Source organism: Prochlorococcus marinus str. MIT 9107 (assembly GCF_000759855.1).
In the GTDB taxonomy this organism is placed as follows: Bacteria; Cyanobacteriota; Cyanobacteriia; order PCC-6307; family Cyanobiaceae; genus Prochlorococcus_A; species Prochlorococcus_A marinus_N.
On sequence record NZ_JNAI01000009.1, the window covers coordinates 1 to 13,864 of the forward strand.

Sequence of the window (13,864 nt, forward strand, 5' to 3'; positions counted from 1 at the left end):
GAGGTAAAATCAGAGAAACCAGAAGAAAGTGAAGTTAAAGAAGAAATAATAGAAGCGGAGGTAAAATCTAAACAACCGAGAAAACGTAAAGTTAAAGAAGAAATAATAGAAGCGGAGGTAAAATCAGAGAAACCAGAAGAAAGTGAAGTTAAAGAAGAAATAATAGAAGCGGAGGTAAAATCTAAACAACCGAGAAAACGTAAAGTTAAAGAAGAAATAATAGAAGCGGAGGTAAAATCAGAGAAACCAGAAGAAAGTGAAGTTAAAGTAGAAACAATAAAGGCAGAGGTAAAATCTAAACAACCGAGAAAACGTAAAGTTAAAAAAGAAATAAAAGAGAAAGAGGTAAAATCAATAGAACCAAAAACACCTAAGGTAAAAAATGAAATAGTTGATTTAGAAATTAATTCAGATGAAAAATAAGAATTTTTCTTAAAAAAGATTCAATAGGTTTAAACTCAAAACTTTGAATGTTAAATATATTTTTAGTTTTACAACTTAATTCATTATAAAATTAACTTTTATAATTTTATAGTGAATTACAAATAGATTTTTATGAATCTAACGCTACTTCTATAGCAGCAATTAAGTTTTCATCAAATGGTTTAACACTTGGTTTGAATCTTGCTATTACTTTACTATCTTTTCCTATTAGAAACTTTTCGAAATTCCATTCAACATCTCCCTCAGGGGCAACTTTGTTAAGAGTTGTGTATGGTTCTGTTGTATTGCCTTTAGCATGAACTTTTTCATAGATTTCAAACTTAACTCCATATTTAGTTGTACAAAAATCTTTTATTTCTGAAAGAGAGTCCGGTTCTTGTTTACCGAAATCATTACATGGGAATGCAAGTATTCTTAGGCCTTTGCTTGAATATAAATCATGTAGCTTTTGAAGATCCTCATACTGAGCGGTATTTCCGCAATAACTAGCTACGTTAACCACTAAAATTACCTCACCTGAGTATTCACCAAGTTTTAAAGATGAGCCATCTGCTGAAAGAACAGTAGTATTTTGTACGTCAACTTGCATGTCTTAAAAAAATCACACCTTGAAGATAACACTGTATAGCAGTTTTTGGGTTTAAATATTCATTGATTTTGAGTTAATTCTTTTGTAATTTTTAATTTTTCATTTCTTTAGCCCATATATAATTTATATTATTCATAAGGTTAGATTTGGACCCTTTAGACCCACTTACTGAAATTATTAATTCCGGTCAAGGTTTTTCACCTGCAATTGCTTTAGAAAGAATTATTTGGGCAATTATTGGATTATTTTTTTTATTAGCGATTTCAAAATCAATAACTAATAGTTTGCGAAATCAAAATTGGTTTGGTAAAAGATTTTTATTTAGTTTTTATAAAGAAAAAAAAATATCAAATCATTCGTCTAAGCAACATTCTGGAAAAGATGAATAAGTTTTATATATATGAAAGATTCAATTTTTTTTAGAAAAAGAATTTTATTACTTGGTAGCGGCGAGCTTGGGAAAGAATTAGTAATAGAATCCAAAAGATTAGGCTTGGAAGTTATTGCAATAGATCGATATGATAAAGCACCTGCAATGCAAGTCGCTGATTATTCAAGAGTAATTGATATGGGGGATAAAGATAGCTTAAAAAATGTTATCAAAGAATTTAATCCTGACTATATTGTCCCAGAAATAGAGGCACTTTCAATTGAAGCCTTAAAAGAATTAGAGGATGAAGGATTCAAAATTGTACCAAATGCCAGAACTGTTGAAATAACAATGAATAGAGATAAAATTAGAGATTTAGCTTCTAGAGATTTAAAAATTAAAACTGCAAATTTTGATTATATTTATGAATTCGATGATCTAGAAAAAAAAGCAGATGAAATTGGATTCCCACTTTTACTTAAGCCTTTAATGAGCTCATCAGGTAAGGGACAAAGTTTGGTTGAGACAAAAAATGATTTACATAATGCTTGGAGACAGGCACAAGAGAATTCTAGGGGCAAGGTTAAAGGTGTAATTATTGAAGAATTCGTTAACTTTGACTTCGAGTTTACCCTTTTAACTGTCAGAAAAGAATGTGGAAAAAATATTTTTTGTGCACCAATTGGACACCTTCAATCTAATGGAGACTATCAATGTAGTTGGCAACCAATAGAGATCAATGAATCCTTAATTAATGAAGCTAAGAAAATGACAAGTAGAATATTAAATAACCTAAATGGAGCTGGATTATATGGAGTAGAGTTTTTCATAAAAGGAAACGAGGTTATATTTTCAGAATTATCTCCAAGACCGCATGACACGGGTATGGTTACATTAGTTAGTCAAAATATTAATGAATTTGAATTACATTTAAGGGCTTTTTTGAATTTACCAATACCGAATATTAATCTAATAGAACCCTCAGCAACCAGAGTTATACTTTCTGATCAAGAGTATGTTAATCCTATTTATGAGGGTCTTAATGAAGCATTAGAAGCTGAAAAGACTAAAGTGCTCATATTCGGTAAGCCAGTCTCTAGAAAAGGTAGAAGGATGGGTGTTGTCCTGTCTTCTAATAAAGACATTAATTTGGCTAGAAAAAATGCTGATGAAGCTGCTATTAAAATTAAAGTCAGATCTAAATAAGTAAATATTAAGTAAATATAACGAAAAAATTACTTATTTCCTTCGTTTTTATTCCCTCTTTCTTTAAGTATTATTTGCGTATGATCACTTTTTCTAAATGATAGAAAATTATAAAGGTTGGGATATAACTTTAAATTGGGATGATAAAAATTATCTCCATAGTGTTACTAGTAAAAGTTACTTTTTTAATCAAAAGGAAAAATGGATGGGTGTGTACTTAAATGGTGAAACAATCTATGGTTCTTCTCTCAAAGAAATTAGACATATTATTGATTATCCTGCTTTACATAAAAAGTAGGATAAAGGTTTTTAATTATCCAAATTATTTTCATCATTTTCGATTAGTTCGTTAGCAAGTTTTCTTAAATCTCCTTTAATTGAAACCCATGTAAAAGCAATTATAAAAATAGAAGCAGATATTGCAACAGTGATTTTTTCAATAGGTGACATTCCAAGTGCGATGGCAAACATTTAAAACAAGATAGAAATTTTTATTATATTATCTTTTTTAAGATAGTTTAAATCAAAATTTTTTTTGCAATGATATTTAATTATTCAAAATATTAATAATAAAAATGAAATGAATTATTTTATTTTTATTTCTGATTACAATTTTATTCAGTAAAATTAGATCATGGAAAAAAAAAAGTGCCCCCAATGTAAAAATTTAATTTTAATAACTTCTCCAACATGTTTATATTGTGGCAGGCCTAATAAATTTATAACTAAGCAGTACGTCAATAATAAGTGGAATAAAAATAATAATAAAAATCTATCTAATAATATTTTTATTAATAAATTTAGTATTTTTATTTTATTACTTATAATTACAATTTTTATAATTAAAAGTAATTAAATATCTTTAGAGAGTCAATCTATCATTGTATCTAACACTTCTTTAGTATTCATTGAAAGTTTGTTTTTTTTAATCTGTTTGATGGTTTTAATTATATTACTTTTGTAAGGTTCTGAATAATAATTGTATCTGCTAAATACTTTCACAAAACGAGAAATTACGATTGGATTTAATTTATCAAATTCAATTATCTTTTTCGCAATATATTGATAACCAGATCCATCCATTGCATGAAAAATACTATTTCTTCTTACGAAAGAATTTAATATAGCTCTTAATGTATTTGGTGATTTTGAATCAAAATACTTATTTTTAAATAATTTTTCAATACTTCTTGTTTTTTTATCAATTTCTATAGATGCATTAAATGAGAACCAACTATCCAAAACGACACTATTGTTTTTCCATTTATTGATAAATATATCAGATATGATTTGTCTCTCAGGACAATCAATCCTACTAAAAGAATTCAATGCGGCTTTTGCTAACGTCATAGAATTACTATCGACATAATTAATTATTTTGCTTTTGATTTCCTCATCATTACTGTGTAAAAGTAGTTTCCAAATGGTTTCGATTAGCTTTCTTTCATGTTTTCCTTCTGGCCATACCTTACCTAGATTTTCCTCTATTTCTTGAAGCTTTACATATAATTCTTTTTTTAATTTGGTTCCGAATAAATAATTTAACTCGTCAATTGTTTTATATATTTTTAAAGGGTCTATATTTTCCATCTCTGATTCAATTTCAGCAAAAGTTGGAATACTTAGTAATTCTGATAAAAGTGACAAATTAATATCTTTATTTTTTATAAATGATATTAGGGTTCTTATTAATTTTTTTTCAATTTTATAATCTGGTTTCTCATCTAATCTGTATGAAATGATATTTTTATAGAATACTTTTACAGTATTAGATAGAGTAAAGTAATCAGTTTCATGTTTTAGAATTAAAAATTTTTCATCCAATGTATTATCTGATTCCCACTCAACTGGGGAGGAGAATTTACGGAAATAAGTCACTAAAGGGATTTGGAAGTGTGAACTTACATTGTTAATAATAAATTCTTGTTTTTTTTCTTTTAAGACGACTGTTTTTTTTATTTTTTTATTTCCATCGCAAAATATAGCTAAATTTATTGGAATTATTAAAGGCAAATCATTATATGGGTTATTTCTTCTGGGATTACGTTGAGAGGCTTGAATTGTAAGTTGTTTTTGGGTTTGATCCCAGATTCTCTTAAATTTAACTTGTGGTGTTCCATTTTGCTTGTACCAGACTTTAAATTCTTTAGGATCAATTTCTTTATTGTTCTCCAATATTTTATCGACAAACTGATCTATTGTTGCTGCCTTACCATCATAAGTTGAGATGTAATTATTAAATCCTTTATAGAAGTTTTTGTCTTTTACAAGATTGCTAAGCATCCTAATTATTTCTGATCCTTTTTCATAAATTGTGGTCGTATAGAAATTATCTATTTCTTGATATTTTTCTGGTATTACAGGATGTGATGTTGGACCAGCATCTTCTCTAAATTGATTACTTCTAAGAAATTTTGCATCCTCAAGTCTCTTTATTTCTTGATTATGAAGGTCTGCAGTGAATTGTTGATCTCTAAATACTGTTAAACCCTCTTTTAGGGATAATTGAAACCAATCCCTACAAGTCACTCTATTACCGGTCCAATTATGGAAGTATTCATGAGCGATAACCCCTTCTATTCTCTCTAATTCTTCATCAGTTGTTGTTTCAGAATCAGCGAGTATTAGTTTTGAGTTGAAAATATTGAGACTTTTATTTTCCATCGCTCCCATATTAAAGTGCCTGACTGCAACTATATTGAATAATGATAAGTCGTATTCAAGGTTATATTTATCCTCGTCCCATCTCATTGACTTTTTTAAAGAACTGATTGCATGTTGAACATATTTTTCATCCCCTTCCTCAACATATATATTTATTTTCACTTTTTTATTCGATTTTGTTATGAAATAGTCTTTTACACAATTAAGTTTCCCAGCTACCAATGCAAATAGATATGAAGGTTTTGGAAATGGGTCTTCCCAAATTATTTCATGTCGATTATTTGTAAGATTATTTTTTTTTAAAACGTTCCCATTTGAGAGTAGGACGGGATAATCATTCTTATCTGCCTCAATCCTTACAGTGTATTTGCTTAGAATATCAGGCCTATCAGCGTGGTAACTTATTCTTCTAAATCCTTCTGCCTCGCATTGCGTAGTTATAATTCCATTGCTCTCATACATACCTAAAAGGGATGAATTTTCATTTGGTTTAATTATTCCTTCAATTTTTAATGTAAAAATATCTTTATTTATATTTTTAATTTTTAAATTATTTTTTTGCTGTATGTAGTATTCCTCTTCTAAAAGATAGTCATCTAGGTATATTTTTTTAATTAATATATCTGTACCATTAAGAATAAGATTTTTGATATTCTTATTCCTTTTTTGTAATTTAAGTGTCGTTTTAACATTAACTGTATTTTTTTGAATTACAAAGTCCAAAAATATTTCAGGGATTTCATAATCAAATACTTTATAGTCTTCAATTTTTACATATCTTGAAATATTCTTTTGTTTTTTTGTGCTTTTCATCATTAATAAAGACTTTAGATTTTGAAAGATTCAGTATTACTATTTAGAAAATATAAGTTTTACCTACTATCTTCTGTTTTGCAAAAATGTTTCTTTATTTCCCCAGAAGGAAGAAGTTCGTATAAAGAGGGATTATTAATATTAGCCGATCCGTCTCTATTGATTTGGTACCTCCAGTCCCATTTTCTATCTGTAAAAGAAATGTAATCTTTCCTTAGAGAGTAAGGAAGCATAAGCTTTTTTTTATTCCAATTAATATTTATAAATGCGCCTGGCATTAATTCAGATATCTTTTTTATTATTGAAAAGTCACCATTGATATTATTTCTAATCTCAAGATCAAGCTTTGAATTGTCACATAAATAACTAGTATTTAAAACTAATAAAAGTATTGAGATAAAAAAAAATCATGAATTTTTGGACTCCTTTATAAATTGAAATTACTTTGATTCTAAATTAGAAGATTGAAGATTTCTTCGGATTAATTTATATCATAATAGATTGCATACTCTCTAAATCAATAAGATTACAATTTAATTTTTCTTTATATTCCTGTACTGAAATAAAGTTATTTAAAAAACCTGAATATTTTGCATCTCCACCAACTGTACTTGAAAGTATAAATTTCGGATTAAATTTGCTGATCAATTTAGGTATTACATCAGCACCTTTTACAAAAGAACCTACGAGTGGTAATTCTAAATTTTTTGTAGGAGTTATTACTGCATCAAGATTTTGCTTCTCTAAATTTTCATCAAGATATCCATGGGGTTCTATATAAAAACTATTATCTTGATCGTCTCTAACAATATATCCATTTTCTATTTGTGGAACTGGAGCCCCAGCAGAAGCTTCGAAACTTAAATTAAATTGATGAATTTTTTCCCTGGGCTTAAGAACTTTAATTGAACTAAAACCAATTTTTTCTAATATTCCACTAGCACTTTTAGGGCATATTATGGGAATATCCTTTCTAAACATTTCTAATGTTGGAATATGGCAGTGGTCAGGCAATCCTTGCGTTAACAAAATAATATCAACGTCTTTGTTTATTGAAATCTCTTGATTTAATGATCCTTTGAAAAACCATTCTCCTGGAGGAAAAATTAAATCTCCTTTTAGCCATGGATCAATAATTAAATTGTTTTTATTAAATTTTATCAGCCAGCCATTTGATCCGAGGTATGTCGCTTCAAAAGTCATTATCAATATATTCTGTGTTTTGAATATAAAGTAATTTTTACTTTTTCGAGAAGGTATTAATTGAAATTAGTTAGCTTCATTTAAAATTTGAAATGACTTTGTTTTTAGATTAAATATTAAAACTTGATTATCTTGATAATTAATTGTTAAACCTTCATTTTCTAGCATTTCTATGGGTATTAGTGCTAATCCTCCTGTTCCTGAGAATATTATTGGCATGGTGCTATTTTTCGAGCCATTCATTTTTTGTAAGTCAATTGCTTGTGAAACTATTTTTCTGGCTTTATCAAATCCGTAATCTTCTATTAATTTAGACCATAAAAATTTAACTGATTCATATTTTGAAAACTCAATTTGAATTGTTTTCATTATAAAAAATAAGAAATATTGTAATTTATTGTGAAAATTAAAACTTAATTACTATTTTTAAACCTATCCATTACCAGTTGCAACATGTCAACTACATCTCCATCAGTTAAATTTAAATCCTTCTTTAAATCATTGCATGTTAAATTCATTTCAAGTGCTGCTTCAGCCATATGATTAACTTTTTGGTTATCACCGCCCAATGAAATAAAGGGATTGAAGTTTTCTATCATTAATGTTTTGTGTTACCACTTAGTTCTAGCTAATAAATAATGAATTATCATTTATTGATACAGAAGCTTATAAATATGTTATTTATCTTTTAGAAATAATTCATTTTTCAACGAGAGATGTTGGTATACCTTTTGATATTAATGCGAATCTTCTTGCTCCAACAAGTATCGGAAATAAAACTTTTGTTCTTTTATTTGAATTAAATACTCTAGAAAGTAAAAAAAGTAGACTACTTGAGGGATTATTTATCTTTTTGCAAATAGTATTTATTGCCTCTGCCCCATGAAAGATATCTTTATCTTTAAGTAGAATTGCACCTTTATCTAGGTCATAACCTTTGTTAAATAGTGATTTAATTAGAGTTAAGTTTTTACGACCATCCAGAATTTCAATATTATTTATCTTGCTTTTGAGTTCTAGGAGCTCCGCAAAATGATTGCAAAAGGGACATTCTCCATCATAAATAAAGGTATAGTTGGAAGTCATTAGAATAGAAAAGTGTTAATCGTCTTAAAGTAAGCAAGAAAATGAGTTGTCATTTGATAATAAAATATAATATTAAATTTTTGTGGATTGCTAATAAAGGGATTTAGTTAAAAGATTTTCATAATTACGAAGAAATGTCTCAATATAGGTATATTTTTCACAAAAAGTCTGTATGCTAAATCGAAGATATTATGTTTTAAAATCATGAATTTATTAGCTTCTTTTGCTTTAGGTGGTTTCAATCCTTGGGCAGCAGGCTTCGGAATTGGTTCTTTAGTCCTTTTTGCTCTTGTTGGTCTTGTCGCAGGTCCAAATCTTAAGAATTTTGATACTGATGCATAAAACATCAAATTTAATGGAGATTTTTAAAAAGACCCATTAGGGTCTTTTTTTTTGCGGTTTTTAAAATTTATTTTTAGAATTAAAATTTATTATGCTTTTGTTAAAGAAATGTTTTTAAATCCTTTTTATCCATTGACTCTTTTGAAAATCACCTCGCTGAAAGCTAATATTGTTTTTTTATCAATTCTTCTAATAAAATCAAACTTGCTTAGATTGAAAGGTGGATTAATAGGGGGTCTTTTTGCTTTGATTCTCATATCAGGAATATTAGCCTCTAGTACATTAGCTTTAGGAACTTTAGTTTATGCATATAGATTAAAGAAGAAATCGAAGCCTGATAATAATCAAATGCAGGATTTAGAAACTGTTAATATTTAAATATTTTAGTGAATTTAATGAAATTGGATGACTTAGAATGGGGTCCCTGGGACAAAATGTAATACTAATAATCCAAAACCTGCAGCAAAGACTATTAATGATGCAATGATTAGAAGGCCTGAAGCTATACCTCCTTCCTTAAATGCCATATGATTATTTTAAATAACTAATAGACCAAATTTGTTACCAAGAAATAGTTCTAATTACTCAAAAATCATCCAAATTTATTATTAATCGTGAATAAAAGTAAAAACATGGAGGTTAATGAGATGATAAAACCAAATACTATCAATGGTTTTGAGGTGACGTTTTCTTTTTGATTAAGCTTACTTTTTGAAGAAGATAAATTGCTATCTTTTATTTTATAAATAAGATTGGTAAAAGGTTTAATCACGATAAAATTAAAATTTAAGGTTATTACCCTAAAGTTTTGAACAAATCTTTATGGTAATCAACAACATTTTGACAGCTTATTACAGGTGTGAATTCCATATGAATGCCAAATTTAGCTCTCCATGGGGCAAAATGCTCAAAAATTTCCTTATCACTATGAGCGTTACATAAACAAACTACTCTCCCTTCTCCAGGTGCATGTACTCTAAATAACATCTCAAATTTGTCTGTTTTATCTGATTTTGCCATTTCACCATTTTCCCAGGCTTCAACAAATAATTGATAAGCTTTTACTTGATTTTCAATATCTGGAAATTGACAGTCAGCGAGGAATAATTGCATAGGAATAACTTAAATTAATTTTATTATCCTTCAAAATCTTATTTATTTTTCAGACTGTTTGAATTTGAAGATCAGAGAAAAATAATTTTCTAAATAAAATGAGAGGAAAGAGTCTCTAGAAATTTTCCAATATCTTTTTTATATAAACTATCTGTGATTTTCAAAGAGAATAGTTCATAATCGTTTATTTCTTTTTTTTTATCAAAATTTATATTTCCCTTTAGTGAGATATTTTTCATGATTTTAAATATCACTACTTAAAATTTAAACAAATTTAAGTAAAAGACAAATTTCTTTACATTATGTTTTTTAATAAGAGAAAAAGTTTATGAAATTGGAGAATAATTTATTTATTTAAATTAATAAATAATTATTTTTCCTAAAACATATAATAATGCATTTGTTAGAGAAAAAATTACTGTTAATAGAGATGCAAAAACTGGTAGTAAATTGAACCATAACTGCGAAGTTGTCATTTTTGAATCGATAGGAAGAAAATTATTTCTTTTTTTAATTCTTATTTGAACCCAGAAAATAGATAATGGATAAATAATTCTTGTAAAAGTTATTAAAAATGAAGGTAATATACTCTCTTTTGAATAAAGTATAAATCCCGAAATAAAATATAAAGTCCATACTAGTAATCTTTCAATTAGTATGGAACTCTTTCTTTTGCTAAACATTATTAATTAATTTTTTATATTTTTAAACATTTTATATCTATCAAAAAAAATATTATTTATAATTATTTTTTCTTTACGAATAATTTCCCACTTATTTTTAAGAAATAACTGATAACTTATCAAGCTTGCTTCAGTAGAAAGAAAATCTAAACCTTCTTTCTTAGCTTCAGACTCTAATTTCTGAAGTAACTTAGAACCGTAACCTTTTCTCTGGAATTTACCTTTACAGTAAAATAACGAAATCCTTTTTTTGGGATATCTTATGGCAAAAGCAATAATTATTCCTTTTTCACTTAAAAGCCATCCTTTTCCTTGAGCTATTGACAGATCAAAATTTGGATTATCCCAAGCTTGACTTGACCAAGCCCTTTTTTGTTCTTGACTATATATTTTATGATCCAATGATTGAATTGAATCAAAATAAACCTTTTTTAATTCAAGTTGATCTTTAATGGTAATTTGTCTTAAATTCATTAACGAATAATTTACTTAATATGGTTAGTAAAAATATAGTGGCAATTGGAGGAGGAGGTTTTGGACGTTCTCTTGGCTCTCTTGAAATTGAAAAATATATAATTTCTTTAATTAGTAAAAAAAGACCAAAAATATGCTTTATTCCTACAGCATCTGGCGACAGTAGTTTGTATAAACTGAATTTTTATAGAGCATTTTCTAAACTAGATTGCATTGTCAGTCATATTGACTTTTTCTCTAGAACAGAAAACTTAGCAGATAAAGTTTTAACTCAAGATATCATTTATGTTGGTGGTGGAAATACAAAAAGTATGCTTGCAGTCTGGAAAGAATGGAATTTACAAAATATTTTAAAAATTGCTTATGAAAGAGGAATTATAATGAGTGGTGTAAGTGCTGGAGCAATTTGTTGGTTTGATAAGGGAATAACTGATTCTTTTGCTAAAGAATTGTCAATAATAAATTGCTTAGGAATAGTTGATGGGATTGCTTGTCCCCATTTTGATGAAGAAAAAGAAAGGGAACCTTATGTTAATGATGTTATTAAGAAAGGAATTATTAAATCTTGTATTTGCATTGAGGGTAATTGTGCATTGCATATCAAAAATGATTTTCAATATTCCTCAATAGATTTTGGTGATGGGAAAAAATGTTTTAGGATCTTTAAAGAAAATAGTAATTTAAAGAAAGAAATAATTTAAAAAAATAGTTACAAATATATTTAGATCTCTTCATTTTTTGAGATAGAAGTTAATTCAATACCTTTATACTTTACAAATGATGCAGTCCATACTTCTTTCGAAAGATTTCCAAGGTATTTCAAGAATTGTTTTGTATCTCCGTCTCTTATCCATTCAGATTTTATGAATGGTAGCTCTTTCTGCATTCTTTTTGGATGCATATGAACCAATAGTAAACCTTTATCTTCAGAGGCCCTTTTCAATGCTCCTTCATCACTCCTTTGGAAAACCCTAAGTAGAAGATTTAAAATAACCTCTTCTGAAAGTTTCTTGAGATTTTCTGGTTCCTCTAAATTAGCTTTGATTTCTTTACCTCCAAGAGGCATTGCTCTAACAAGGTTTTGCTCTATTAATGCTATTGCAATTAGATAATCTTGGGTTGCCATATTCTTTAGAATTACTTTTTGATATTCTAACCTCTCGAGTTCATCAAAATCTTTCATGGTTAAACGATTTCCAAAAACAATAAGAAATTAATAAATTTTTTTCAAAAAACTTGTATCTTCTTATTTAATTTATATTATTGAAAAATATAAAATTATTTAAAGATGAGATCTTTTTTGCTACTTTTTTCTGGAGTTTTTGCAGGTCTTTACTTATCCTGGCCTGGAATAGTAATTTCAAACAACTGGAGATGTTTCAATGATATTATTGCAAAATCAAATGATGATAAAATTTCGATAAAAGCTGCATTGGAAGTTTCTCCTAGCTACTTAATTAAGGGTAAGAAAAATACACCTTCAAAAGTGAGAATCGTAGCGGATGCATGTTTTCGTTAAGATATGAATATAGTACGTATTCAGTAATTAATGATTAATAATTTAAGATATGAATTGTCATTTAAAAATATTTCTCAGTTAGAAAATAAACTTAATTTCTGCAAATTTAATAAAATAAAAAACATTAATATTCCTTGTAAAGGAAATATTAAGAAGGAATTATTTAGTTCAACTATTAAATACATATCAAGAAACTTTCCAGAATTGAATGTGACATATCACTATAGTCTTTATCATCAATACTCTCTAAACATAGAAAAATCATATCAAGATTTTTTTGTTTTTTTAAAAAATTCTTGTTCTAATAGAAATTATGAAATTCTTCTTGTTTCAGGATCTAATAAGAAAAAGAATTTTGATTCAATTAATGTTTTAACAAATATAAAAAAAGAAAAAACTTTAAAAGTTAAATTAGGTATAGCTTATAATCCATACTTGGAAAAATATTATAAGGTTGGTTCAGAAAGAGAAAGATTAAAGAGTAAAATTTCCTCAGGATTAATAAATTCGATTTGGTTTCAATATGGAACAGATATTAAAGTTCTCAATAATGAATTTACTTATCTTAAAAAATCAGAAAAATATAAAAAATTAAATCTCTTTGGAAGTTTATTAATTCCTTCAAAACAATTTCTAGCTAGGTTTAAATTTCGTCCTTGGAAAGAGGTTTATATCTCAGAAAATTGTTTATATTCGTTAGATGAGTTTGCCGATTTTACAAGAGATTTAGTTTGTTTTTATAAAAGTAATAATATTACTCCTGTTATTGAAACTGATTTTTCATCACCTGAAAAACTTAATTATTTATATAGTTTTTTTAGAAAATGAAGGATAAATTATATTAATTTCATACTTATGAAAAGTAATTTTACGTATGATTTATTAATAATAGGTGGAGGAATATCAGCATGGGTTTTTGCCTCAAACTATCTTAAAACTAGTAATACAAAAAAAATTGCTTTAATAGAGGTTGGTCGTAAAATTTGAGGAAGATCAAGTACAAGAATAAGTAAGAGATTTAAAGGATGGAAACTTAATCATGGTTCACCAAATTTAAATATATGTAATAGTAAAAATAACTTTCTGTTAAATAGTTATATTAATCAATTATTGGAGAATAAATTAATTGAAATTGATGATTCAGAATTAGTTTTTCTTGATGAGCTATTTAATTTAGAGACTAGAAGAAAATCTCAATTTACTTAAGATGTTAATTATCTTTCTTTATTTTCTATTATTAAATTATCTCAAAGGATAATTGAGCTAAATAATTTAAGCTGAAGAATTGATTTTTATTTTGAAACTTTAATAGTTGATTTAATTTTTAATAATGAGTAATGGACATTAATTTCTAATAA

23 protein-coding genes are annotated in these 13,864 nt (G+C 27.1%); 10 read left to right on the forward strand and 13 right to left on the reverse strand.

Features of this window, described 5'->3' with window-relative positions:
* Positions 1-423: hypothetical protein (locus EU92_RS09950; protein WP_032523576.1), on the forward strand; the 423-nt coding region annotated here is incomplete at its 5' end.
* Positions 424-553: 130 nt separating this feature from the next.
* On the opposite strand, the gene EU92_RS03310 is transcribed toward EU92_RS09950, so the two are convergent.
* Positions 554-1,033 (reverse strand): glutathione peroxidase, encoded by a 480-nt coding sequence (locus EU92_RS03310; protein WP_032514488.1) that lies wholly within the window; start codon positions 1,031-1,033, stop codon positions 554-556.
* 146 nt (positions 1,034-1,179) lie between these two features.
* On the opposite strand from EU92_RS03310, the gene EU92_RS03305 reads away from it, so the two are divergent.
* The 3 genes from EU92_RS03305 to EU92_RS03295 all read left to right on the forward strand — a co-directional run bounded on the left by EU92_RS03305 (position 1,180) and on the right by EU92_RS03295 (position 2,907).
* A complete protein-coding gene (locus tag EU92_RS03305; protein WP_032514486.1) occupies positions 1,180-1,422 on the forward strand; it encodes a hypothetical protein in 243 nt (80 codons plus the stop codon).
* Positions 1,423-1,433: 11 nt separating this feature from the next.
* Positions 1,434-2,609 carry a formate-dependent phosphoribosylglycinamide formyltransferase gene (gene purT / locus EU92_RS03300; protein ID WP_032514485.1) on the forward strand — a complete coding sequence of 392 codons (1,176 nt, stop codon included), beginning with the start codon at positions 1,434-1,436 and terminating at the stop codon, positions 2,607-2,609.
* A gap of 97 nt (positions 2,610-2,706) precedes the next feature.
* Complete coding sequence (locus tag EU92_RS03295; RefSeq protein WP_032514484.1) at positions 2,707-2,907, forward strand: hypothetical protein; 201 nt, start codon at positions 2,707-2,709, stop codon at positions 2,905-2,907.
* Positions 2,908-2,918: 11 nt separating this feature from the next.
* Here EU92_RS03295 and EU92_RS03290 read toward each other — a convergent pair whose 3' ends face one another.
* From EU92_RS03290 to EU92_RS03260, 7 genes are all read right to left on the reverse strand, one after another.
* Positions 2,919-3,080 (reverse strand): hypothetical protein, encoded by a 162-nt coding sequence (locus EU92_RS03290; protein WP_032514483.1) that lies wholly within the window; start codon positions 3,078-3,080, stop codon positions 2,919-2,921.
* Between the two features lie 399 nt (positions 3,081-3,479).
* Entirely contained in the window at positions 3,480-6,086 is a 2,607-nt protein-coding gene (pepN, locus tag EU92_RS03280) for an aminopeptidase N (RefSeq protein ID WP_032514480.1), read from the reverse strand.
* A gap of 59 nt (positions 6,087-6,145) precedes the next feature.
* A complete protein-coding gene (locus EU92_RS0109110) occupies positions 6,146-6,364 on the reverse strand; it encodes a hypothetical protein (RefSeq protein WP_052045068.1) in 219 nt (72 codons plus the stop codon).
* A gap of 208 nt (positions 6,365-6,572) precedes the next feature.
* Positions 6,573-7,289 carry an MBL fold metallo-hydrolase gene (locus EU92_RS03275; protein ID WP_032514478.1) on the reverse strand — a complete coding sequence of 239 codons (717 nt, stop codon included), beginning with the start codon at positions 7,287-7,289 and terminating at the stop codon, positions 6,573-6,575.
* 66 nt (positions 7,290-7,355) lie between these two features.
* A complete protein-coding gene (locus tag EU92_RS03270; RefSeq protein WP_032514477.1) occupies positions 7,356-7,658 on the reverse strand; it encodes a hypothetical protein in 303 nt (100 codons plus the stop codon).
* Between the two features lie 44 nt (positions 7,659-7,702).
* Complete coding sequence (locus EU92_RS03265; protein ID WP_011818521.1) at positions 7,703-7,888, reverse strand: hypothetical protein; 186 nt, start codon at positions 7,886-7,888, stop codon at positions 7,703-7,705.
* Positions 7,889-7,988: 100 nt separating this feature from the next.
* Positions 7,989-8,375 carry a DCC1-like thiol-disulfide oxidoreductase family protein gene (locus EU92_RS03260; protein WP_032514476.1) on the reverse strand — a complete coding sequence of 129 codons (387 nt, stop codon included), beginning with the start codon at positions 8,373-8,375 and terminating at the stop codon, positions 7,989-7,991.
* A 204-nt stretch (positions 8,376-8,579) separates the two neighbouring features.
* Here EU92_RS03260 and EU92_RS09955 point away from each other — a divergent pair, with 204 nt between their 5' ends.
* Together EU92_RS09955 and EU92_RS03255 are read left to right on the forward strand one after the other, a co-directional pair.
* Positions 8,580-8,717, forward strand: a complete 138-nt coding sequence (locus EU92_RS09955; protein ID WP_193741774.1) for a hypothetical protein — start codon at positions 8,580-8,582, stop codon at positions 8,715-8,717.
* 108 nt (positions 8,718-8,825) lie between these two features.
* Complete coding sequence (locus EU92_RS03255) at positions 8,826-9,095, forward strand: hypothetical protein (RefSeq protein WP_032523602.1); 270 nt, start codon at positions 8,826-8,828, stop codon at positions 9,093-9,095.
* A gap of 417 nt (positions 9,096-9,512) precedes the next feature.
* On the opposite strand, the gene EU92_RS03245 is transcribed toward EU92_RS03255, so the two are convergent.
* The 4 genes from EU92_RS03245 to EU92_RS03235 all read right to left on the reverse strand — a co-directional run bounded on the left by EU92_RS03245 (position 9,513) and on the right by EU92_RS03235 (position 10,987).
* Positions 9,513-9,830 carry a DUF3303 domain-containing protein gene (locus EU92_RS03245; protein ID WP_032514473.1) on the reverse strand — a complete coding sequence of 106 codons (318 nt, stop codon included), beginning with the start codon at positions 9,828-9,830 and terminating at the stop codon, positions 9,513-9,515.
* Between the two features lie 89 nt (positions 9,831-9,919).
* A complete protein-coding gene (locus EU92_RS10140; protein ID WP_206537410.1) occupies positions 9,920-10,069 on the reverse strand; it encodes a hypothetical protein in 150 nt (49 codons plus the stop codon).
* Between the two features lie 120 nt (positions 10,070-10,189).
* A complete protein-coding gene (locus EU92_RS03240; RefSeq protein ID WP_032514472.1) occupies positions 10,190-10,513 on the reverse strand; it encodes a hypothetical protein in 324 nt (107 codons plus the stop codon).
* Between the two features lie 6 nt (positions 10,514-10,519).
* Complete coding sequence (locus EU92_RS03235) at positions 10,520-10,987, reverse strand: GNAT family N-acetyltransferase (protein ID WP_032514470.1); 468 nt, start codon at positions 10,985-10,987, stop codon at positions 10,520-10,522.
* Between the two features lie 20 nt (positions 10,988-11,007).
* Between EU92_RS03235 and EU92_RS03230 the strand changes: the two genes are divergently transcribed.
* Positions 11,008-11,688: a peptidase E gene (locus EU92_RS03230; RefSeq protein WP_032514469.1), complete on the forward strand. Its 681-nt coding sequence runs from the start codon at positions 11,008-11,010 to the stop codon at positions 11,686-11,688.
* Between the two features lie 20 nt (positions 11,689-11,708).
* Here the strand turns inward: EU92_RS03230 and EU92_RS03225 are convergent, their stop codons facing one another.
* Complete coding sequence (locus EU92_RS03225) at positions 11,709-12,113, reverse strand: hypothetical protein (RefSeq protein ID WP_032514501.1); 405 nt, start codon at positions 12,111-12,113, stop codon at positions 11,709-11,711.
* Between the two features lie 162 nt (positions 12,114-12,275).
* Here EU92_RS03225 and EU92_RS03220 point away from each other — a divergent pair, with 162 nt between their 5' ends.
* From EU92_RS03220 to EU92_RS10290, 3 genes are read left to right on the forward strand one after another with little or no spacing between them, the layout of a single operon-like run.
* Positions 12,276-12,506, forward strand: coding sequence for a hypothetical protein (locus EU92_RS03220; RefSeq protein ID WP_032514467.1), 231 nt, complete (start codon positions 12,276-12,278; stop codon positions 12,504-12,506).
* Between the two features lie 30 nt (positions 12,507-12,536).
* Positions 12,537-13,334: a hypothetical protein gene (locus tag EU92_RS03215; RefSeq protein WP_032514465.1), complete on the forward strand. Its 798-nt coding sequence runs from the start codon at positions 12,537-12,539 to the stop codon at positions 13,332-13,334.
* Positions 13,335-13,361: 27 nt separating this feature from the next.
* Positions 13,362-13,493 carry a hypothetical protein gene (locus EU92_RS10290; RefSeq protein ID WP_275040527.1) on the forward strand — a complete coding sequence of 44 codons (132 nt, stop codon included), beginning with the start codon at positions 13,362-13,364 and terminating at the stop codon, positions 13,491-13,493.
* Positions 13,494-13,864: the final 371 nt, after the last annotated feature.